Here is a 1197-nt window from a genome sequence, read left to right as displayed (position 1 = left end):
GCCGTGGCGGAGCGCCCCATCGCAGACGACGAGGTCGGCTCCAACCCGCGCCACCTCGCCGACATCGTGCTCGGCGTCGTCCGCTCCGGAGAGCTCTACCGCATGGACGTGCCCGAGGCGGAAACCGTCGAGCCGGGCGACCGCCTGCTCTACGTGCGCATGACCCAGCCGCAGGAGTCGCCCGAGGCACAGAAGCCGTCGGAGTAGCGCGCCCGTGCTCTTGCTTATCGACGCCACCTCGCACCTCCCCCTCACCGCCGAGGGCGCACCACTCCTGTTTCCGGAGCTTCCGGCGGGGATCGAGGTGACCACCCGGGTGCAGATCACGCCCGAGGTCACCGCCGCGCGGCTGCGCTCCGCCAGCGCCGCCGACCTCGCCCCGCGCACCGGCCACGCGCGCAGCCATGCGGACAACTACCTCGTCTCCCGGGCCGTCGGCCTGCTGGCTGCGCGGGAGCGTTACGCCTTCGACCCGACGGACGGCTCGCCGCTGACCTGGGGCGAGTCCGGGATCGTCGCCCGCGGCGCGTCCGGCACGCCGATCTTCCCGCGGATCGACCCGTGCGTGATCGGGGTCGTCGAGCACGCCGCCGGCGACCGCATCCTGCTGGGGGAAAACCGCCGCCGCCCGGGGTTCTTCACCTGCATTGCCGGCTACATGGATGTGGGCGAGAGCGCGGAGGACGCGTTCGCGCGCGAGGTCCTGGAGGAGACGGGGCGGCGGGTCACCGACATCGCGTATGTTGGGTCGCAGCCGTGGGCACTGTCGGGCTCGCTGATGCTGGGCTTCCGCGCCCGCACCGCAGACGAGACCCAGGTGGGGGATACAGATGGAGAGCTCAGCCAGATCATCTGGGCGACGCGCGAGGACCTGGGCGGGCTCACGCTCGCGCCCGAAGGCAGCATCGCCCGGCAGCTGATCGAGCGCTGGGCCGCAGGCGAGATCTAAGAGGGAAGGACAAAGGACACACCGATGGCAGTGGACTTGAGTTTGTTGGATGAGGACCAGCGCGTGGCAGCCACCGCTCCGCGTGGCCCGGTGTGCATCCTCGCGGGCGCCGGCACGGGCAAGACGCGCACCATCACGTACCGCATTGCCAACCTGGTGGACCAGGGGATCGTGGCGCCCACGAAGGTGTTGGCGGTGACGTTCACGCAACGCGCCGCGGGCGAGATGCGCGACCGCCTGCGCACCAT

2 protein-coding genes and 1 pseudogene are annotated in these 1197 nt (G+C 71.2%); all 3 read left to right on the top strand.

Annotation, left to right across the window (positions count from 1 at the left end; all coding sequences use genetic code 11):
* Positions 1–207: pseudogene (locus EAW56_RS12360) on the top strand (Ion channel protein); the annotation flags it as partial.
* Positions 208–214: 7 nt separating this feature from the next.
* Positions 215–949 (top strand): NAD(+) diphosphatase, encoded by a 735-nt coding sequence (locus tag EAW56_RS12355; protein WP_244213442.1) that lies wholly within the window; start codon positions 215–217, stop codon positions 947–949.
* Between the two features lie 24 nt (positions 950–973).
* Positions 974–1197: UvrD-helicase domain-containing protein (locus tag EAW56_RS12350; RefSeq protein ID WP_147453337.1), on the top strand; the 224-nt coding region annotated here is incomplete at its 3' end.

Origin of the sequence: Corynebacterium gottingense, assembly GCF_003693265.1 — a bacterium.
GTDB classification, from domain to species: Bacteria; Actinomycetota; Actinomycetes; order Mycobacteriales; family Mycobacteriaceae; genus Corynebacterium; species Corynebacterium gottingense.
Note: the sequence above shows the minus strand (reverse complement) of the source record. Positions and strands in the feature narration are given on the sequence as shown.